The sequence below is a fragment of the Gordonia aichiensis genome, from assembly GCF_039946255.1.
Taxonomy (GTDB): domain Bacteria; phylum Actinomycetota; class Actinomycetes; order Mycobacteriales; family Mycobacteriaceae; genus Gordonia; species Gordonia aichiensis_A.
The window spans coordinates 1-19,085 of the sequence record NZ_JBCDWL010000009.1; the positions used below are offsets into that span (position 1 = coordinate 1).

The following is a 19,085-nucleotide window of genomic DNA, read 5'->3' on the forward strand; positions in this document are numbered from 1 at the left end:
TGTAGGTGTGGCCGGCGAAGCTGATGCCTCCGGGAACCTTGTGGACGAATGGGTGTGCTTCTGCTGGTCTGCAGTCGTTGCAGTAGCGCGTGATGGACTTCGTCGTTCGGTTGCAGTCGATGCAGTACTTGGTCGGACGTTTGCGAACCATCAGAAGATCTCCTCGTCGTCGTAGTGGATGTCGTCCTCGGCGATCTCGTCGTAGGTGATGTAGATGGCGGTGAGGCCCAACTTGAGGGGCACGGTCTCGTAGGTCATGCTGCGTCTCCTCCGATGCATGGGTCTGGGATGAGGCCTCTGTCTGCGGCGTCTTGTCCGTTGGTGGATAGACGGTTGTAGGCGGGGTCGCCGGAGGCTGGACCGTTGTATTCGCTGTATCGCGGAACTGTCCTGTTCCATGCCTGGATGGTCGCGTTCGCTTGGCTGGCGGTATAGCTGCGCCAGGTTTCGACCTGGGCTGTGGGTGCCTCGTCCCCGGTGAAGTGAATGTAGAGATCGCAGAGGTAGGTGATTTGCCGTTCGGTCACTGGCTTGTCTTCTGCGGTCTCGAATTTGAAGGCGTCTCGCTCGTTCGACGCGGAAGCGTGGAACCTTAGATCTTCTTCGTGGTTCTTCTTCTCTTGGTTCTTCTTAAGTGGTTCTTCTTTGGGTGCATCTCCTGCACCACCGGGGTGCATCTCCTGCACCACCTCTGGTGCATCTCCTGCACCACCTGGTGCATCTCCTGCACCACCTGGTGCATCTCCTGCACCACCTGCCGTTGGTGGAATCTTGTCCGGGAGAGGGACCGTATAGATGTTCGACTCGTTCCGAACGCGATGAACCTTGATCAGACCGCGGTCCTCGAACTTGCCGATGATGGCCTTCGCAGTACGGACGGAGACCTGGGCTTCAGCGGCGATGGTGGCGTACGACGGCCAGCATGTGCCATCTCGGTGATCTCGGTGCGAGAGGAGCACGAGGTATACGGCGAGTTCGTACGGCGGAAGGATGCCAGCACGGATGAAGGTGTGGGGGAGCATCACGAAGCCTTCGTTCACTTCGCCTCCTTGGGTACGCTCCAGCCGTCGAGGGGGTGAGTCCTCGACGGCTGGGCGGTACTGGTGGTCAACCGAGAGTGGCCTCGGCGTTGGTAGCGGAGTCTCGGAGTCCCTTGCGGAGATCAACTCCGAGTTCATCGGTGACTTCGAGGATGGGCGCCAGGATGCAGCGGACCATGAGGGACAGGGCACCGGCTGCGACGTAGCCGTAGTAGTCGGGGTCGAGGCGGCGGGTCCATTCGATTCCGACCTGATCGGTTGCTTCGTCGTCACCTGCTGTCATCGCGATCTGATACATGAGTCGGGTGGCGTCGGCGGTCATCTTGTCGTAGTCCATGAACGCAATCGGTTCTCCGTCGTCTCCGACGATCAGGAAGTCAGTCATCGTTGGCCTCCTTGCAGGACTGCTGTGCCGTGGGCGTGTGCCTGCCGAGGATGCCGACCAACAGGATCAGATCGCCTTCGTCGAGGGCGTCGAAGTCGGCTTCGTCGAGGGCGTCAGCGAGTTGGTGCAGCAGCTGCGAGCGGGTGACAGTCGGTTCAGGCTCCTCGTCGTCGGCGACGGCGCGTTCGGCACCAGATCCGACCGAGACCATCTTGCTGCTGTCAGCAAATTGATCCTGAGCACCGGCGATCGTGGCGGCGTGACGCGCCTCGGTGATCAGGAGGTCGTCGGCGGCGATGCACCCGCGATGGATGCGGCCCTTGGAGTCGATCAGGTCGACCTTGACCATGTACTCGCCGAACAGGTCGTCCCAGTAGTAGCCGTGGATGCTGTCGATCATGTCGACTCCGCAGCGGTCGATCAGGCGAGGGGTAGGGTGGGACATGCTTTCTTCTCCTTCGTGAGTGGTGGAAGCGTTGCCCTCGGTGGTCGTCTTGGCGGAAGACACCGGGGGCTTCTTGGTTGTCGGGGAAGTGGTCATTACGACTCCACGAAGGCTTCGATGAACTTCCTGCTGGCCTCGTCGGCGTGCTCGGCGGAGATGCGCATCCAGTCGACCGGTCCGCCACTGATGAGCAGGAACTCGATGATCGGCAGGTCGTCGTAGTCTTCTGGGAGGAAGGCTTCGAACGGGTCTCCGGGGTACGGGTAAAGGTGCCCGTCGTCGGTCTTGTACTTGATGATCGAGAAGTAGTACTCGCCGATCGTGCTGCGGTCTGCGTTGTAGTTGGGGTGGGCGGTGATGGCTTCGGGGATGTTCATTTAGGCTGCTCCTCCTCGGGTGGTGGCTTTCTCCTGCTCTGCGATCCAGCGTTCGACTTCGGACTTCCGGTAGAGAACCTTCTTGCCGATGACGAACGAGGCGGGTCCTCGGCCGGCGTGTCTCCACCACCTAAGAGTGGCTTCGGGGAGGAACGGGAACTCCTCGTTGACTTGCTTGGTGGTCAGGTACGGGTCAGACACTTCATCTGGTCCTTTGCGTGTGATGCAGGATCGAACTGATCCTGACGCAGCAAACGCTACACACGTCTTGCCCTGCGCGTCAACCAGTGCCATCCTGATCCTCATGCAGCAATCGGGAATCAGCCTGAACGAGGTCGTCGGGACAAACGTCAAACGCCTACGGCAGCGACATGGCTGGTCGCAGTCGGAACTGGCGCACAAGCTCGCTGACGAGCTGGGTAAGCCAAAGATCGACCCGACGACGATCACCAGAATGGAAGCCGGGACGAGGCCGACGACGGTTTCGGAGTTGGAAGCGCTGTCGAGAGTGTTTGACGCGCGGCCGGAAAGTTTCTTTGAGAGTGAGACCGCAGACCTGCATGAACTACGGCGGATTCTTCACGGATGGGCTGAGCAGAGAGCCAGGATCATTGGCGCACAGATGCTGATGGAAGGTACCGACGAGGCCGTGTGGGAACTCGTCCACAAGGATCCGCAGATTCTGAACGGGCTCGACAAGCGTGAGCTGGAGTTGATCGATGACATACAGGACGACTCTGACGCGCGGCTCGCCGAGCTCAGTCAAGCAGCGGATGACGCGGCGGCGCTCGCCGACTTAAGGCGTCGGGACGGCCGATGACTCAGAGGCGTAATCGGCGGTCGGGTGTCGAGGATCGCTGGCGTAAGCAGGACGGGACGCGGTCTAAGTCAGACGGTGTCGGGAAGCGCTGGCGTGCAAGGTATGTCGACGATGATGGGCGGGAGCACTCGAAAGGCTTCACGCGGAAAGTCGACGCACAAGCATGGCTGGACGCCCAGACGTCGGCGCTCGTCACCGGCACGCACATCGCGCCGCGGGACCAACTGACGATGCAACAGTGGTGCGACCTGTGGATCGAGTCCTACAAGGTGAACCGGGCGTCGACAGTCCGCCAGGCGCGCACGCACATCGCGCACATCGTTGCGGAGTTCGGCGAGGTGCAACTGACCGCGATCAGACCGACGATGGTCAAGGCGTGGATCGTGAAGCTGCAGGCACGCGAGTTCAAGCCGAGCTACGTGCACGCGCTGCACTCGAGGCTGTCCCAGATCCTCGGCGACGCCGTCCTTGACGGCGTCCTCGGCAGGAATCCGTGCTCGAAGCGGACGTCTCCACCGTCAGGGGACCAGAAACCGTACGTCGCGACGACCGAACAGGTGTGGGCACTCTACGAGGCGATCGAGGAACCGCTACAGGCCGCGGTCCTGCTCGGTGCGTTCGTCGGCTTGCGTGTGTCGGAGGCCGCGGCATTACGGGTCCAGGACGTCGACTTCATGCGCGGCATCGTGCTGCCGGTTCAGCAGTGGCCGGCCGAGGAGCTGAAGACCGAGGGGAGTAGTCAGCCGCTGCCGATTCCGCAGGAGCTCGTCGTGATGCTCTCGGAGTCGGTGCGCAAGTACCCGTCATCGAAGGGGATGGTGCTGACGCAGGGGCCTGGAACGGATCACGCTGCGCCGTGGACGATCGAGCGGGCGATGCGCGACGCCCGGGAGAAGGTCGCCGGTCTGCCCGATGGCTTCAGCTTCCATGACCTGCGGCACTACCTGGCATCCCTGTTGATCGCGTCGGGGGCCGACGTGAAGACGGTTCAGTCGCGTCTGAGGCACGCCTCGGCGCGCACGACGTTGGACACGTACACGCACCTGTGGCCGGACGCAGACGAATCGACCCGCTCGGCGATCGGGGCGGTGATCGCGGAGCGGGTCGACGGTACTGCGGACGGACTGCGGACGAAAAGCCCGTCTTAGCAGGTCAGACCTCAGCAGTCGTAGTACAGCGAGAACTCGTAGGGGTGCGGCCGGATCTGGATCGGCTCGATCTCGTGCTCGCGCTTGAGCGCGACCCACGTCTCGATGAGGTCCTCGGTGAAGACGCCGCCCGCGGTGAGGTAGTCGTGATCGTGCTCGAGGCGGTCGATCACCGCAGACAGTGAGGTGGGCGCCTGCGGGATGCCCTTGGCCTCCTCCGGCGGGAGCTCGTAGAGGTCCTTGTCGACCGGCTCGTGCGGCTCGATGCGGTTCTTGATGCCGTCCAGGCCGGCCATCATCATCGCGGCGAACGCCAGGTACGGGTTGCCCGAGCTGTCGGGGCAGCGGAACTCGATGCGCTTGGCCTTCGGGTTGTTGCCGGTGATCGGGATGCGGACGCAGGCGCTGCGGTTGCGCTGGCTGTACACCAGGTTGATCGGGGCCTCGTAACCGGGGACCAGGCGCTTGTACGAGTTGATGGTCGGGTTGGTGAACGCCAGCAGCGACGGGGCGTGATGCAGGATGCCGCCGATGTAGTAGCGCGCCATGTCGGACAGGCCCGCGTAGCCGGACTCGTCGTGGAACAGCGGCTTGCCGTCCTTCCACAGCGACTGGTGGGCGTGCATGCCCGAGCCGTTGTCGCCGAAGAGCGGCTTCGGCATGAAGGTGACGGACTTGTTGTTCTGCCACGCGGTGTTCTTGATGATGTACTTGAACAGCTGGACGTCGTCGGCGGCGTGCAGCAGCGTGTTGAACTTGTAGTTGATCTCGGCCTGGCCGCCGGTGCCGACCTCGTGGTGGCCGCGTTCGAGGATGAAGCCCGACTCGGTCAGGTGGGTCGACATCTCATCGCGCAGGTCCACGTAGTGGTCGTACGGTGCGACGGGGAAGTAGCCGCCCTTCGGGCGCACCTTGTAGCCCTTGTTGGGGGTGCCGTCGGGGTTGGTCGGGGAGGCGGCGTTCCACCAGCCGGACTCGGATTCGACCTCGTAATGGGTCGAGTTCATCTCGGAGCTGTACGAGACCGAGTCGAAGATGTAGAACTCGGCTTCGGCGCCGAAGAAGCAGGTGTCGGCGATGCCGGTCGAGGCCAGGTACTCCTCGGCCTTGCGAGCGACGTTGCGGGGGTCGCGGCTGTAGGCCTCGCGGGTGAACGGATCGTGGACGAAGAAGCTGATGTTCATCGTCTTGGCCCGGCGGAACGGGTCGATCCGGGCGGTCGCCGGGTCGGGCAGGAGCATCATGTCGGACTCGTCGATCGACTGGAAGCCGCGAACCGACGAACCGTCGAATGCCAGGCCCTCTTCGAAGACGTCCTCGGTGAATGCTGCTGCGGGGATCGAGAAGTGCTGCATTGTTCCCGGCAGGTCACAGAAGCGGATGTCGACGTACTCGACACCCTCGGCCTTGATGCCTTCGAGCAGTTCCTCATTCGTGTTGTACACGGTTCGCCTGACTCCTTCTCAGTAGGGATCTTCGCGCCGACGATCATCGGAGATCGAGGACCCTCGCGGTGAAGATCCGGGCAGAAACTCTCTGACCCGGAACCCGCGCCGACCCCCGAGGGCGGCGCGAATCTCGATAGACAGATTACGGAGATGACGTTGCTCGTGCGATAAACCAATGTTTCTCCCTTGTTACGCGGACCCCGGATGCGTTACGAAAACGCACCTGTGCGACGTTCTCCTGTGTCGCGAGTCACGCAATTGGGCGGGTCGGCGCGGCTGGCTACCATTGAGGCCATGACCGATTTCCGAGGAGACCAGTAGTGGCGCGTGCAACGGGTACCTGGTTGTCGGGCCCGCAGTTTCCCGGGGCCTCCGACAACACCTATCGGGGCGAGGACCTCGGTCTGCCGGAGTCGGGGCCGGGATCGCTGGCCGGGGGATGGCTGCGAGTGGTCGGTCTGCTCCTGGACTGGATCATCGCGGGCGGGGTCGCGATCGCGATCGTCGGCGTCCAGCCGGCCCACGAGATGGCCTCGAGCCTGGAGATGACGATGCGCAGCGCGTCGACGCCGCAGCTCATCATCTGGTTCGCGATCGGCGTGCTCGCGGTCGCCTTCTTCGGCTTCACGCCGGGCCAGTACATCGCGGGCACCCGGGTGGCGCGCGTCGACCTCGGCGCCGAGCACGGTGCGGCCGAAGCCGCGGGCGACAAGCGCGCGGCGGTCGGCATCATCCGCTCCCTGGGCCGTCAGGTGATCCTGCTGTTCGTGGTCCCCGCGCTCATCAACGACTACAACGGTCGGGCGATGCACGACCGCGCGACGGGGACCGCGATCGTGCGCTCGCGCTGACCCCGCACGCCCGCTGAGCCCGGTGCGGCGCCTTGCCTGAACGACGACGATGCACCAGGATCGTTGACAACGATCAGTGTCACAGTCGACGAAAGGGGCGCACGTGCGCCTGCCCGAACTGCTCAGCGAACTGCTCCCGGGGTCCTATGCCCGCTCGAATCCGCGAATCGAAGCGGCCGGTGCGGTGGTCGTGGTCACCGGCGCCGCGCGCGGCATCGGCGCGGAGGTGGCGCGAGCGTTCGGTGCCGCCGGGTCGCACGTGTGGCTGTGCGACGTCGACGCGGACGTCGTCGCCGCGACCGCGGCGACGATCGAGGGGGCGAGGGCGCGGCGGCTCGACGTGACCGATCGCGCCCTGTGGGCCGCACTGGTCGACGAGATCCTCGCCGAGCACGGCCGCCTCGACGTCCTGGTCAACAATGCCGGCGTGATGCCCGTCGGGCCGTTCACCGCGCAGCCTCCGGAGACCACCGATCTGATCATCGACGTCAACGTGAAGGGCGTCCTGAACGGCATGGCGGCGGTGCTGCCCTCGGCGGTGCGCACCGAGTTGTCGTCGGGAGCCGATCTGGGCGGCACCTTGCCGACCGTCGACCCCGAGCAGGTGGCACGGGCGATCGTCCGGAGTCTGCACACCCGCGCGGCGCGCACCTCGGTGCCCGGGTGGGTCCTTCCGGCGTGGCTGCACGTCGACGGGCTGGTCCCGGAGTCGATCGAACGAGTCGTTCGTGAACTGGCCTGCCACCGGCAGGCGATGTCGTTGGATCCGGCGGCGCGAGCGGGGTATCTGTCCCGCATCAGCAGGCAGGCCAGCGAGCACTCGGCCGCCGAGGGATCGGACGCGCGGGGATCGGACGCGCGGGGATCGGACGCGCGGGGATCGGACGCGCGGGGATCGGACGCGCGGGGATCGGACGCAGCGCGATCGGGGCTCCGATGAGGACGGCGCTCGTCATCGGATGCGGCGGCACCATCGGCGGCGCCTGGGCGATCGCGGCGCTCGACGAGCTGGTCCGCCAGACCTCCTGGGATCCGCGCACCGCCTCGGTGCTGCAGGGGACCTCGGCCGGCGCCGAGATCGTCACGATGCTCGCCGCCGGGCACACCGCCGCCGACCTGGCGCAGATGCAGGCCGGCCGGTCCGCCGACCCGGTGCTGCGCTCGCACCTCGACCACACCCCGCCGAGCCTGCCGCCGATCCCGGCGCCGACCCGGCTGCGACCGTCGACCCTGTGGACGCGGTCCGGCGGACACGCCGCGCTGTCGGGCATCGCACCCCGCGGCCGCGGCGACGCCTCCTGGCTGCAGCGGCTGGCCGACGCGGTCGCGCCCGGCGGCGGGTGGCTGCCGCACCCCGGGACGCGCCTGGTGGCCTACCGCGTCGACGACGGGCGGCGCGTCGCCTTCGGTGCGCCGGGAGCCCCGACCGCGAGCGTCGGCGAGGCCCTGCGCGTGTCGTGGGCGGTGCCCGCGTGGATGCCGCCGGTCACGATCGACGGCGCCACCTACCTCGACGGGGGCACCGCGTCGACGGCGTCGCTCGATCTGCTCGGCTCCGACGACGCCGACCTGGTCTACCTGATCACGCCGATGGCGTCGGCGCCGTCGGTGCGGGCGCCCGGCCCGGGCGGACGCCTCGAGGAGTTCCTGCTGCGCCGTCCCATGTCGAGAACACTCGACGCCGAGATCGCCGCCGTGCGAGCGCGCGGCACCCGCGTGGTGCACATCGCGCCGACGACCGCCGACCTGGCCGGGCTCGGCTCCCACTTCATGAACCGCCGCCGCCGCGCGCAGACCTTCGCCTCGGCGCGGGCGTCGGTTCCGGCGACCGTGGAGCGGGCATTGGACGGGCGGGACCGGCGTTGAGCTCACGTCGCGAACCGCGGATCGTCGTCATCGGCGCCGGCGTCGCCGGGATCACCACTGCCCATGTGCTGCAGGAATCCGGCTTCACCGACTTCGTCGTCCTGGAGAAGGGCAGCGACGTCGGCGGCGTCTGGCATTGGAACCGGTATCCGGGGCTCACCTGCGACGTGCCGTCGCAGATCTACCAGTTCGCGTTCGCGCCGAAGGCCGACTGGACGAAGATCTGGGCGAGCGGCCGGGAGATCGCGCAGTACCACCGCGACGTCGTCGAGCGATTCGGGCTGATGGACCGCATCCGACTCGACACCGAGGCGGTCAGTGCGGTGTTCGACGACGAGTCGGGCCGATGGACCGTGGCGCTCGCCGACGGCGAGCAGCTCGTCGCCGACTTCGTCGTCTGTGCGACCGGCGTCCTGCAGAATCCGTCGATTCCCGACATCCCGGGGCTGGACACCTTCGCCGGGCCGGTGATCCACACGGCGCGCTGGGACGAGGACGTGCAGACCGCGGGCCGGCGGGTGGCGGTGATCGGCACCGGCTCGACCGGCGTGCAGGTGGTCTCGGCGCTGCAGCCCGAGGCCTCCCGGCTGTCGCACTTCAGCCGCACCCCGCAATGGATCCTGTGGGCGCCGATGGGGCTTGCGCAGGTGCCCTTCGCCGACCGCGTCCTCGCCGAGTTCCCCGCCGTCCACGACGCGCTGCACCGCGTGCTCCTCTGGGGCGCCGGCGTCCTGCCCGACGTGATCCGCCGCGACACCTGGCGCCGACGCGCCGTCCAGAACTACGCCCGGCTGTCGCTGCGGGCGCAGGTCGCCGACCGAGCGCTGCGCGCGCGGCTGACCCCCGACTACCAGCCGCTCTGCAAACGACAGGTGGTGTCGGGGACCTACTATCGGGCGATCACCGCGGCGAACACCGACCTGGTGACCGAGGCGATCACCGAAGTCCGCCCGGAGGGGATCGTCACCGCCGACGGCAGGCTGCACGCCGTGGACGTCATCGTTCTGGCGACCGGCTTCCGCGCGCACGACTACATGCGGCCGATGAACGTGATCGGCCGCGACGGTCTGACCATCGACGAGGCGTGGGCCGACGGGCCGCGCGCCTATCGGATGACCGCGATCCCGGGCTTTCCGAATCTGTTCACCGTGCTCGGACCGAATTCGCCGACCGGTTCCATCTCGCTGCAGTACTCGGCGGAGAAGACGGCCCGCTATCTGGTGCAGTGGTTCGAGTGGTTCGCCCGCGGCGACGCCGAGCGGATCGAGGTGACCGAGGAGGCCACCGCCGAGTTCAACCGACAGGTGATGGCCGCGCTGGAACCCACCGTGTGGAACACCGGCGGATGCAACTCGTGGTACTTCACCGAGTCGGGGGTGGTGGACCTGTGGCCCTTCGACCGCAAGACGCTCGACGAGATGCTGGCCCGTCCGGTGCCCGAGCACTTCACCGTGCGGGTGGGGGAGACGGCGACGGATTCAGTCCGCGGCTGACCCGTCCGCGCCGGTCGCGGCGCCGGTCAGGTGGGAGCCGAGCAGTGCCCGCACCTGCGCGGAGCCGTCGATCTTTCGCGCAGTGCGCTTGGCGACCCGCCACCCGTCCGGGGTCCGCACCAGCTCCCAGTGATTGGCGGTCGCTCGCAGCACCGCGTAGGCGCGGTCGTCGGAGCGGCGCAGGACGAGCTGCGAATAGCTCACGACCGTCGCGGTGTCGCCGTCGAGTTCGATCTGGGGCGCGCTCATCACATGGCTGCAACCGCGGTGCACCAATCCCTGGTGGGCCTGCCCGTCGACCATCTCGGCGATCGCCTCGGCGCCCGACAGGCGCCCGGTGTCGACGTCGTACACGCCGTCCGCGGTGAACAGCGACAGCACGTCGGCGGCCGATCCGGTGTCGATCGCCGGACCGTACCGGTAGATGAGGTCGGTGATCGCGAGCCGATCCTCCACGAGTCGGAGCCGCTCTTCGAGGGCGGCGAGCCGGTCATCGACGGTCACGGTGCTCAGTCCTTCGGTTCGGAGAAGCTCACGCCCTCGGCGCGGGCGAGGGCGTGCAGGGCGTCGAGCTGGTCGCTGTAATGCGCGACGCCGGTCGCCGCGATCGAGGCGGTGACGACGGTGGCGCCGGCCTTCCGCAGCTCGTCGAGCCGCCGGACGGCGTCGCCCCGGTCGCCGAGCGGATCGAGCGGGCCGCTGGTCAGGACGACATCGAAGTCCGCGGGCAGGTCGGCCTGCGCGAGCATCTGCGCGACCTCCGCGGGCGCGAGCGCGAACGGGCTGAAACCGTCGCCGAGTTCGACGGCCCGGCGCAGGGCTCGTCGGGTTCGCCCGCCGACCCACACCGGGACCCGGGCCTGGACGGCGTGCGGCTGGACCGTCAGACCCGAATACGAGTAATAGGGCCCCGAATGGACGGGGCTGCCGGTGGGCAGCGCCGAGCGGATCGCGGCGAGCGCGTCGTCGGCGCGCGCGCCGCGATCGGCGAACTCGGCGCCGAGCAGGTCGAACTCCTCGCGCAGACTGCCGACGCCGACGCCGAGGATCAGCCGGCCCCCGGACACCTGATCGAGCGTTCCATATCGCTTGGCGACCTCGAGCGGATGATGGTAGCCGAGCACCAGGACGCTGGTCGCGAACCGGATCTGCCGCGTCACCGCGGCCAGGTAGCCGAACGTCGCGAGCGGATCCCAGTAGGTCCCGCCGCGCTCGGCGGCGACCGCGTCCGGGACCGCGACGTGCTCGCTGCAGGTGAGGTGGTCGAAGCCGAGGGCGTCGGCCATGCGGGCCACCGCGGCGATCTCGGTGATCCCGGCGCCGGCCTCCCACGCCTGCGTGGTGGGGGGATAGGCGGTGACGACCGGCAGCCCGAGACCGATGCGCATCAGTGGCGTCCGACGATCTTGCTGACCGCGTCGACCGCGGCCTGAACGATCTTGGCGCGATCGGGACCCGAACGGCGCCGAGCGGTCTCGGCGTTGCCGTCGACGATCCACACCGGGCCGTCGGCCAGGTGCGCGAGGCCTTCGGCGGCCACCTCGTCCGGCTCCCCGACGGGGACACCCGGAATGTCGAACTTGAGGCCCTTGCGTTCCATGGCGGGCGTGCGCGTGAGGCCGAGGACCAGGTGCAGGACGTCGACGTTGTCGGGCCTGCACTCCACCCACAGGCCCTCGGAGAAGATCCGGCTGAAGGCCTTCGACGCCGCGTACACGCCTTCGCGCGAGGAGCCGTTGTACCCGGACAGCGAGCCGACCAGGATGATGCCGCCGCGCTTGCGCTGCACCATCGGACCGGCGAAGTGATGGACCAGCGGCAGCTGGCGCAGCACGTTGAGAGTCAGGACCTCCTCGTGGCGGGCCAGGTCGCCGGTGACGAAGGGCGCCCCGTAGGCGTTGGCGCCCGCGTTGAGGACGAGCAGGCCGATCTCGAGATCGGCGGTGGCTTCGATCAGCTGGCCGACGGCGTCGTCGCGGAGCAGGTCGAGCGGGACGGTCCGGACCTGCGCGCCGCGGGCGCGGACCTCGTCGGCGACGGCGTCGAGTCGTTCGGCGTTGCGGGCCACCAGCACCACGCCGAAGCCGTCCTCGGCGAGGCGGCGGGCGAACGCCGAACCCACGCCCTCGGATCCGCCGACCACCAGGGCCCAGGGACCGTACTTGGTGAGGTCGGTCATGTCAGGCTCCTCGGCGACGGGTGGTACGGCTGATGTTGCGCATCTTGGCGCCCTGCGGCATCGGGCCCTTCGGCATCGCCGCGCCCGCGCCGCCCTTGGCCTTCAAGGCGGCCAGCCGGCCCTCGAGGGCCTCCATGCGGTTGCGGTCGATGTTGCTGGGGAGCTTGCGGATGTGGCGTTCGAGCTTGGACAGCGGAACCTGCCCGTCGCCGTCGCCCACGATGATCTCGTAGATCGGGGTGTCGCCGACGACGCGCGCGGCCTTCTTCTTCTCCTGCGCCAGCAGCGGCTTGACGCGGCTGGGCGAGCCCTCGCCGACCAGGATGACGCCGGGCTTTCCGATGACGCGGTGCACGGCGTCCAGATGCGAGGTGCCGGTGATGGCCTGCTGCACCCGCCACTGGCCGCGGATGTTGCTCAACGCCCAGCCGGCGGCACCGGGCTGGCCCTCGGCCTTCTTGTACACGCTGCGCTGCACGCGCCGGCCGAACAGGACGAACGACAGCAGCGCGCCGAGGATGACGCCGAGCGGAAGGGTCAGCCACAGGCTGTGGAAGACGAACTGGCCGAGCAGACCGAAGACGACGGTCGTCGCGACGATGGTTCCGACCATCAGCGGAATGAGGGCCTTGTCCTCCTTCCGCTGCATCTGGAACGCCTGCCAGATCTGCTGCCTGCGTTCCTTGCTCGCCGCCTTGCGTGCGACCTTCGCGGCCCGCTTCGCCTCTTTGCTCGACTTGTCTTGCGCCTTAGCCATGACTGCCAGTCTACGGTGCACCGGATGCGCCTCGACGCGGTGTCGGGGCTACTGGCGGGGGTGTCCCGCTGAATGGAATCGACCGGCCCGAATCGGTGATTCGGGCCGGTCGATCGACGCTTGAGGCGCGGTCAGCGCGCCATGCGCTCCAGGACCGAGGAGGCCTCCTGTGCGGCGCTGCCCTCCTGGGCCAGATGCGCGAGTCCGGGTGCCAGCGGCCGTCCGTGCTTGGCCATGGCCTGCGCGTACAGGCGCCCGGCCCGGTACGAGGAACGCACCAGCGGCCCGGCCATCACACCGGCGAAACCGATCTCCTCGGCGTACTGGGAGTGCTCGACGAACTCCTCGGGCTTCACCCAGCGCTCCACCGGATGGTGCCGGACCGACGGTCGCAGGTACTGGGTGATGGTGACGATGTCGCAGCCGGCGTCGTGGAGGTCGCGCAACGCCGAGCGGACCTCGTCGGGCGTCTCGCCCATGCCGAGGATGAGGTTGGACTTGGTGACCAGGCCGTAGTCGCGGGCGCGGGTCAGCACTTCCAGGGACCGCTCGTACCGGAACGCCGGGCGGATGCTCTTGAAGATCCGCGGCACCGTCTCCAGGTTGTGCGCCAGCACCTCCGGACGCGAGGAGAAGACCTCGTCGAGCAGGTCGGGCTTGGCGTGGAAGTCGGGGATCAGGTTCTCGACGCCGGTGCCGGGGTTCAGCTCGTGGATCTTGCGCACGGTCTCGGCGTACAGCCAGGCGCCCTCGTCGGGCAGGTCGTCGCGAGCGACGCCGGTGATGGTGGAGTACCGCAGGCCCATCGCCTGCACCGACTCGGCGACGCGGCGGGGCTCGTCGCGGTCGAGCGCGGCGGGCTTACCGGTGTCGATCTGGCAGAAGTCGCAGCGTCGAGTGCACTGCTCGCCGCCGATGAGGAAGGTGGCCTCGCGGTCCTCCCAGCACTCGTAGATGTTGGGACAGCCCGCCTCTTCGCACACGGTGTGCAGCCCTTCGCTGCGCACCAGGCCTTTGAGTTCGGTGTACTCCGGTCCCATCGTCGCTCGAGTCTTGATCCACTTGGGTTTGCGTTCGATGGGCGTCTGCGCGTTGCGCACCTCCAGGCGAAGGAGCTTGCGGCCGGCGGGCGCGTCGGCGGGCGTGGGGGACAGAGGGCTGGCGGTCACTGCACTGATCCTACGTGGGTTGGAACTGGTGATTCGGGCGCCGGCGACGAGGCGCCCGGCGGGGTGGCGTCGGCGGACGGGCCGACCGGGTCGTCCAGACACCGGCCGACCGATTCGATGACGTCGTCGATGACGTCGTCGACGGTGATGGGGGCGCCGCGTTCGACGGCCAGGGAGGTGACGCCGGCATCGGCGATGCCGCACGGCACGATCGCGTCGAAGACCGTCATGTCGGGGGCGACGTTGAGCGCGAAGCCGTGGAGCGTGACGCCCTTCGCGACGCGGATCCCGATCTGGCCGAGTTTGCGTTCTCCCGCGTCGTCGCAGATCCAGACACCCGAGCGGCCCTCGACGCGGCCGGTGCGGACGCCGTGGCGGTCGCAGACGTCGATCAGGGCCTCTTCGAGTCGGCGCACGTAGTCGACCACGTCGAGCGGTTCGGCCAGCTTGATGATCGGATAGCCGACGAGTTGGCCGGGGCCGTGCCAGGTGATGCGGCCGCCGCGGTCGACGTCGATGACCGGGGCGCCGTTGACCGGTCGGTCCGAGTCCTCGGTCCGCTTGCCCGCGGTGTAGACGGACGGGTGCTCCAGCAGGAGCAGCAGATCGTGGTCGAGTTCGCCGGTGGCGCGTTGTTCGGCCAGTCGGTGCTGAAGCCGGTAGGCCTCGGTGTAGTCGACGACGCCGAGTCGGCGGACCTCGATCGGCTTGTCGTCGGCGCGGGACACATTACGCACAGCAGTACTCCAGTGCAGAGGTCAGATTCGGGTGGGTGAAGTCGAAGCCCCGCGAGTCCAGCCGGCCCGGCGTCACTCGCGACGACGCCAGGACCATCTCGGCGACCATCTCGCCGCCGACGCGGCGTGCGACCGGTGCCGGGATGCGCAGCACGGCCGGGCGATGCACGGTCTGCGCCAGCGTCGCGGAGAAGTCGGTGAAGCGCACCGGCTCCGGCGAGGTCAGGTTGATCGGGCCGGCGAGGGTGTCGTCGCCCAGGACGCGGTCGATCGCGGCGATGTGGTCGGCGAGGGAGATCCAGGAGAACCACTGCCTGCCGTCACCGATCCGGGCACCGAGCCCCAACCGGTAGAGCGGGGCCAGGCGAGCCAGGATTCCGCCGCGCGGGGCGAGCACCGGCGCGGTGCGCAGGGTGACCACGCGCGCGGTCTCGGCCGCCGGGGCGGTCGCCGCCTCCCAGTCCAGGACGAGATCGGACAGGAAGCCGGTGCCGCGCGGGCTGTCCTCGTCGGCCACCGCGTCGCCGGTGTCGCCATAGAACCCGGTGGCGCTGGCGTTGACGAAGACGCCCACCCCGGCCGCGGCGACGGCGTCGGCCAGGATCGAGGTCGGAACGATGCGGGAGTCGCGCAGGCGTTGCTTCACCTGGCCGCTCCAGCGGTGCGCGCCGATGTTCTCACCGCCGAGCCCGACGACGGCGTCGAACCCCGCCAAGGCGTCCGGGGCCAGGCGCGCGTGCGCCGGCGCCCACTCGATCTCGGCGGGGCCTGCGGGGGCACGACGCACCAGGAGGTGAACGTCGTGCCCCGCCTGCCTGAGCGTGGCGACCAGGGCGGATCCGATCAGCCCGTGGCTGCCCGCTACGGCGATACGCATGCCGGGTGCTTACAGCCCCAGGTCGGCGGCGAACTCGGCGGCCTCGAGCCGGTGCCGGACGGTGGTCAGGAAGCGACCGGCGTCGGCGCCGTCGATCAGCCGGTGATCGTAGGTCAGCGGCAGGTACGCCATCGACCGAGCGGCGATCGACTCGGTGCCGTCGGCCGCGGTGAGGACCACCGGGCGCTTGACGATGGCACCGGTGCCCAGCATCGCGGCCTGCGGCGGAACCAGGATCGGCGTGTCGAACAGGGCGCCCTGGCTGCCGATGTTGGTGATGGTGAACGTGCCGCCGGCCAACTCGTCGGGCTTGAGGCCGCCCGAGCGAGCGCGCGCGGCGATGTCGGCGATGGCCCGTGCCAGGCCGGCCAGCGACAGGTCGTCGGCGTTGTGGATCACCGGGGAGAGCAGACCCTGCTCGGTGTCGACGGCGATGCCCAGGTGCACGTTGGCGTGGTACGTGATCTCCTTGGCGTCCTCGTTGATCGAGGCGTTGACGTTCGGGTGCACCTTCAGCGCCTCGACGACGGCCTTCGCGAAGAACGGCAGGAACGTGAGGTTGACGCCCTCGGCGGCCTTGAACGAGGCCTTGGCGGCGCTGCGCAGGGCCGCGACCTTGGTCATGTCGACCTCGTGGACCTGCGTCAGCTGGGCGCTGGTCTGCAGCGACTCGCGGGTCTTGGCCGCGGTGATCTGCCGGATCCGGTTGATCTTCTGCGTCGTTCCGCGCAGGGCGTCGAGCTCGGGGCTGGCAACCGCGGCCGGTGCCGCGGGGGCTGCCGGCGCAGCGGGAGCCGCCGGTGCGGCCGGCGCGGGAGCGGACTTGGCCTCGGCGGCCGCGAGCACGTCCTGCTTGCGGATGCGCCCGCCGACGCCGGTGCCCTTGACCGTGGCGAGGTCGATGCCGTTCTCGGCGGCGAGCTTGCGCACCAGCGGGGTGACGTACGGGGTCGACTGGATCTCATCGCCGGCAGCGGGTGCCGGAGCAGCCGGTGCCGCGGGGGCTGCGGGAGCCGCAGGCTCCGCGGGAGCGGGAGGCGCGGCCGGCGCGGGCGCTGCGGCGACGGGAGCAGCCGGGGCGGGAGCGGGGGCCGCCGGTGCGGGAGCAGCCGGAGCCGGGGCGGGAGCCGCGGGGGCCGCAGCAGCGGGATCGCCGATCACCGCGAGGCGACCGCCGACCTCGACGATCTCGTCGGTGTCGGCGACGATCTCCAGGAGCACACCTGCGGTCGGCGACGGGATCTCGGTGTCGACCTTGTCGGTGGACACCTCGACCAGCGGCTCGTCGACGGCCACCGTGTCGCCGACCTGCTTGAGCCAGTTCGTCACGGTGCCCTCGGTGACCGACTCGCCCAGCGCCGGCATCACGACGTCCACGCCGGAGGCGGCGGCTGCGGGCGCCGCAGGTGCGGCAGGAGCAGCCGGGGCCGGGGCCGGTGCGGCAGGCACGGCGGCGGGCTCGGGGGCGGGCGCTGCGGCGGGAGCGGCAGGTGCGGAATCGGCGACGGCCTCACCGGCCTCGCCGATGAGGGCGAGCTGACCGCCGACCTCGACGATGTCGTCCTCCGCGGCGACGATCTTGACCAGCACACCGGCGACCGGCGACGGGATCTCCGTGTCCACCTTGTCGGTCGAGACCTCGAGCAGGGGCTCGTCCACCGCGACGGTGTCACCTTCCTGCTTCAGCCATTGGGTGACGGTTCCCTCGGTGACGCTCTCGCCCAATGCGGGCATCTCGACAGAGAAGGCCATTTGTGTGTGACTCCCTAACAAATTCGTGAACTGTGCTGTTCGATCGATCAGTCGATGCGGTGGTGGTTTCGCGGGTCGGCCGGCGTGTGTCGACCCGCGTGATGTCGGCTGGGTGAGCAGACGCCCGTGACCAACCTTACTCCCAAAGAGTTCCGCGCCCGGGCGAGTCCACCGAACCCTCGGACGCGGTCCCGGTCACGGTGTCGGACGTCCCTGCCCGGCGATGTCCTCGATGACCGCGACGATCGTCCGGACCGGCACGCCCGTGCCGCCCTTGCCGGTGTATCCCCACGGTCCACCGGTGTTGAACGCCGGTCCGGCCACGTCGATGTGTACCCAGTCCAGGCCCTCGGTGACGAACTCGCGCAGGAACATCGCGGCCGAGAGCATGCCGCCCCAGCGGTGGTTGGTCACGTTCGCCAGATCGGCGACTCGCGAGTTCAGGTCGCTGCGAAGTTCGGTCGGCATCGGCATCGGCCAACCGTTCTCGCCCACCGACTGCGAGATGGCCGCGACGCGGTCGCGGAAGTCCTCGGTGCCGAGCACGCCGGGCGTCCGGGTGCCGAGCGCGACCATCTGAGCGCCGGTCAACGTCGCGGTGTCGATCAGGAAGTCCGGCTCGTCCTCGCAGGCGCGGACGATCGCGTCGGCCAGGATGAGACGGCCCTCGGCGTCGGTGTTGAGGACCTCGACGGTGGTTCCGCCGTACTGGGTCAGGACGTCGCCCGGGCGCTGCGCCGTCGACGACGGCATGTTCTCGGCCATCGGGACCGTCGCGATGACGGTGACCGGCACGTCCAGACGCGCGGCGGCGATCACGGAGGCGATGACGGCGGCGGCGCCGCCCATGTCGGAGGTCATGTGCTCCATGCCCGCGGCGGGCTTGATCGAGATGCCGCCGGTGTCGAACGTGATGCCCTTGCCGACCAGGGCGACGGTGCGGTCGGCGCCCTTGGCCTCGTGGGTGAGGCGGACCAGGCGCGGCTTGCGCGAGGACCCCTGCCCGACGCCGACGATGCCGCCGTAGCCGGCCTTGGCCAGCTCGACGTCGTCGAGGATCTCCACGCGCAGGCCCGCCTTGCTGCCGAGGACGCGGGCGCGCTCGGCGAACTCCGCCGGGTACAGCAGGTTCGGCGGCGTGTTGACGAAGTCGCGCGCGATGGCGACCGAGTCGGCGACGACGAGTGCGTGGTCGAGTTCGGCGCGGGCCTGCTTGGACTTCTCGGCGACCGCCAGCAGCACGGTGGCAGGCGGCTGCTTGGATGACCGCGACTTCTCGGTGCGCAGTTCGTCGTATCGGTAGGCGCCGAGGAAGGCGCCCTCGGCGGCAGCGGCCAAGCCCGCCGCCGACAGGGTGCTCACGACGCGCGGCGAGCCGTCGAGGGCGCGGATCGCCTCGCCCGAGGCCTGCCGGACGACCTCCGGATCGTCCAGGTCGGCGGCCGCACCCAGTCCCACGGCGAGCACCACGTCGACGGGCAGCGAGGCGGGCGCGGGCAGGCGGGTGATCTCGCCGCGCGAACCGCCGGCGCCGAGCGCCTTCAGTGCGAGACTGATCTGCTCCGCCGGCTCGTCGCCGAGGAGATCGTCGACCAGCAGCAGGGTCGCGTCGGTGTCGTCGTCGGCCGGGGCGATCAAGCCGACGACCAGCACGTCGTCGTCGGCCGAGAGGCCGGTGGTCAGGTCGATGCGGGGACCGCGGACGCGGTCGGAGAAGTCGTTGGCGCTCACGCCGTTCAAC

General features: G+C 68.8%; 20 protein-coding genes and 1 pseudogene. 6 read left to right on the forward strand and 15 right to left on the reverse strand.

The genetic code is table 11. From position 1 onward, the window contains the following. Positions 1–254: 254 nt before the first annotated feature. The 5 genes from AAFO60_RS12065 to AAFO60_RS20995 form a co-directional block, all read right to left on the reverse strand. Positions 255–1,040, reverse strand: coding sequence for a helix-turn-helix domain-containing protein (locus tag AAFO60_RS12065; protein ID WP_347956450.1), 786 nt, complete (start codon positions 1,038–1,040; stop codon positions 255–257). A 67-nt stretch (positions 1,041–1,107) separates the two neighbouring features. Next, entirely contained in the window at positions 1,108–1,425 is a 318-nt protein-coding gene (locus tag AAFO60_RS12070; RefSeq protein WP_347956451.1) for a hypothetical protein, read from the reverse strand. After that, positions 1,418–1,870 (reverse strand): hypothetical protein, encoded by a 453-nt coding sequence (locus tag AAFO60_RS12075; protein ID WP_347956452.1) that lies wholly within the window; start codon positions 1,868–1,870, stop codon positions 1,418–1,420. The genes AAFO60_RS12070 and AAFO60_RS12075 overlap by 8 nt, the downstream gene beginning before the upstream one ends. A 95-nt stretch (positions 1,871–1,965) precedes the next feature. Beyond that, positions 1,966–2,247: a hypothetical protein gene (locus AAFO60_RS12080; RefSeq protein WP_347956453.1), complete on the reverse strand. Its 282-nt coding sequence runs from the start codon at positions 2,245–2,247 to the stop codon at positions 1,966–1,968. Further along, positions 2,248–2,553: a helix-turn-helix transcriptional regulator gene (locus AAFO60_RS20995; protein ID WP_432211705.1), complete on the reverse strand. Its 306-nt coding sequence runs from the start codon at positions 2,551–2,553 to the stop codon at positions 2,248–2,250. It abuts the gene before it with no gap. On the opposite strand from AAFO60_RS20995, the gene AAFO60_RS12090 reads away from it, so the two are divergent. Together AAFO60_RS12090 and AAFO60_RS12095 are read left to right on the forward strand one after the other, a co-directional pair. Beyond that, positions 2,552–3,067, forward strand: a complete 516-nt coding sequence (locus AAFO60_RS12090; RefSeq protein WP_347956454.1) for a helix-turn-helix domain-containing protein — start codon at positions 2,552–2,554, stop codon at positions 3,065–3,067. The two genes, AAFO60_RS20995 and AAFO60_RS12090, sit on opposite strands and share 2 nt — an antisense overlap. 230 nt (positions 3,068–3,297) lie before the next feature. Then, the gene (locus tag AAFO60_RS12095) at positions 3,298–4,215 is read left to right on the forward strand and encodes a tyrosine-type recombinase/integrase (RefSeq protein WP_347956455.1); all 918 of its coding nucleotides are present in this window, start codon (positions 3,298–3,300) and stop codon (positions 4,213–4,215) included. Between the two features lie 11 nt (positions 4,216–4,226). On the opposite strand, the gene glnA is transcribed toward AAFO60_RS12095, so the two are convergent. Further along, the gene (glnA, locus tag AAFO60_RS12100) at positions 4,227–5,660 is read right to left on the reverse strand and encodes a type I glutamate--ammonia ligase (protein ID WP_347956456.1); all 1,434 of its coding nucleotides are present in this window, start codon (positions 5,658–5,660) and stop codon (positions 4,227–4,229) included. A gap of 323 nt (positions 5,661–5,983) precedes the next feature. Between glnA and AAFO60_RS12105 the strand changes: the two genes are divergently transcribed. The 4 genes from AAFO60_RS12105 to AAFO60_RS12120 all read left to right on the forward strand — a co-directional run bounded on the left by AAFO60_RS12105 (position 5,984) and on the right by AAFO60_RS12120 (position 9,873). Continuing rightward, positions 5,984–6,514, forward strand: a complete 531-nt coding sequence (locus AAFO60_RS12105; protein WP_347956457.1) for an RDD family protein — start codon at positions 5,984–5,986, stop codon at positions 6,512–6,514. Positions 6,515–6,644: 130 nt separating this feature from the next. After that, complete coding sequence (locus tag AAFO60_RS12110; RefSeq protein ID WP_347956587.1) at positions 6,645–7,454, forward strand: SDR family NAD(P)-dependent oxidoreductase; 810 nt, start codon at positions 6,645–6,647, stop codon at positions 7,452–7,454. Further along, positions 7,451–8,380: a patatin-like phospholipase family protein gene (locus tag AAFO60_RS12115; protein WP_347956458.1), complete on the forward strand. Its 930-nt coding sequence runs from the start codon at positions 7,451–7,453 to the stop codon at positions 8,378–8,380. Before AAFO60_RS12110 ends, AAFO60_RS12115 begins: the two co-directional genes overlap by 4 nt. Next, complete coding sequence (locus tag AAFO60_RS12120; protein ID WP_347956459.1) at positions 8,377–9,873, forward strand: flavin-containing monooxygenase; 1,497 nt, start codon at positions 8,377–8,379, stop codon at positions 9,871–9,873. The genes AAFO60_RS12115 and AAFO60_RS12120 overlap by 4 nt, the downstream gene beginning before the upstream one ends. On the opposite strand, the gene AAFO60_RS12125 is transcribed toward AAFO60_RS12120, so the two are convergent. The 9 genes and pseudogenes from AAFO60_RS12125 to AAFO60_RS12165 all read right to left on the reverse strand — a co-directional run bounded on the left by AAFO60_RS12125 (position 9,859) and on the right by AAFO60_RS12165 (position 19,075). After that, positions 9,859–10,377 carry a nuclear transport factor 2 family protein gene (locus AAFO60_RS12125; protein ID WP_347956460.1) on the reverse strand — a complete coding sequence of 173 codons (519 nt, stop codon included), beginning with the start codon at positions 10,375–10,377 and terminating at the stop codon, positions 9,859–9,861. The two genes, AAFO60_RS12120 and AAFO60_RS12125, sit on opposite strands and share 15 nt — an antisense overlap. A gap of 5 nt (positions 10,378–10,382) precedes the next feature. Further along, entirely contained in the window at positions 10,383–11,261 is an 879-nt protein-coding gene (locus tag AAFO60_RS12130) for an LLM class F420-dependent oxidoreductase (RefSeq protein WP_347956461.1), read from the reverse strand. Beyond that, positions 11,261–12,052, reverse strand: coding sequence for an SDR family NAD(P)-dependent oxidoreductase (locus AAFO60_RS12135; RefSeq protein ID WP_347956462.1), 792 nt, complete (start codon positions 12,050–12,052; stop codon positions 11,261–11,263). The genes AAFO60_RS12130 and AAFO60_RS12135 overlap by 1 nt, the downstream gene beginning before the upstream one ends. Position 12,053: 1 nt before the next feature. Further along, a complete protein-coding gene (locus tag AAFO60_RS12140) occupies positions 12,054–12,809 on the reverse strand; it encodes a DUF4191 domain-containing protein (RefSeq protein WP_347956463.1) in 756 nt (251 codons plus the stop codon). Positions 12,810–12,940: 131 nt separating this feature from the next. After that, a pseudogene (gene lipA, locus AAFO60_RS12145) lies at positions 12,941–13,963 on the reverse strand (lipoyl synthase); the annotation flags it as partial. A gap of 11 nt (positions 13,964–13,974) precedes the next feature. After that, entirely contained in the window at positions 13,975–14,715 is a 741-nt protein-coding gene (gene lipB, locus AAFO60_RS12150) for a lipoyl(octanoyl) transferase LipB (protein ID WP_347956465.1), read from the reverse strand. After that, on the reverse strand, positions 14,708–15,592 hold the full coding sequence (locus tag AAFO60_RS12155; RefSeq protein ID WP_347956466.1) for a TIGR01777 family oxidoreductase: 885 nt from the start codon (positions 15,590–15,592) through the stop codon (positions 14,708–14,710). The genes lipB and AAFO60_RS12155 overlap by 8 nt, the downstream gene beginning before the upstream one ends. A 9-nt stretch (positions 15,593–15,601) precedes the next feature. Beyond that, positions 15,602–17,344, reverse strand: a complete 1,743-nt coding sequence (gene sucB, locus AAFO60_RS12160) for a 2-oxoglutarate dehydrogenase, E2 component, dihydrolipoamide succinyltransferase (RefSeq protein WP_347956467.1) — start codon at positions 17,342–17,344, stop codon at positions 15,602–15,604. Positions 17,345–17,539: 195 nt separating this feature from the next. Then, positions 17,540–19,075 carry a leucyl aminopeptidase gene (locus tag AAFO60_RS12165; protein WP_347956468.1) on the reverse strand — a complete coding sequence of 512 codons (1,536 nt, stop codon included), beginning with the start codon at positions 19,073–19,075 and terminating at the stop codon, positions 17,540–17,542. Between the last annotated feature and the right edge of the window lie 10 nt (positions 19,076–19,085).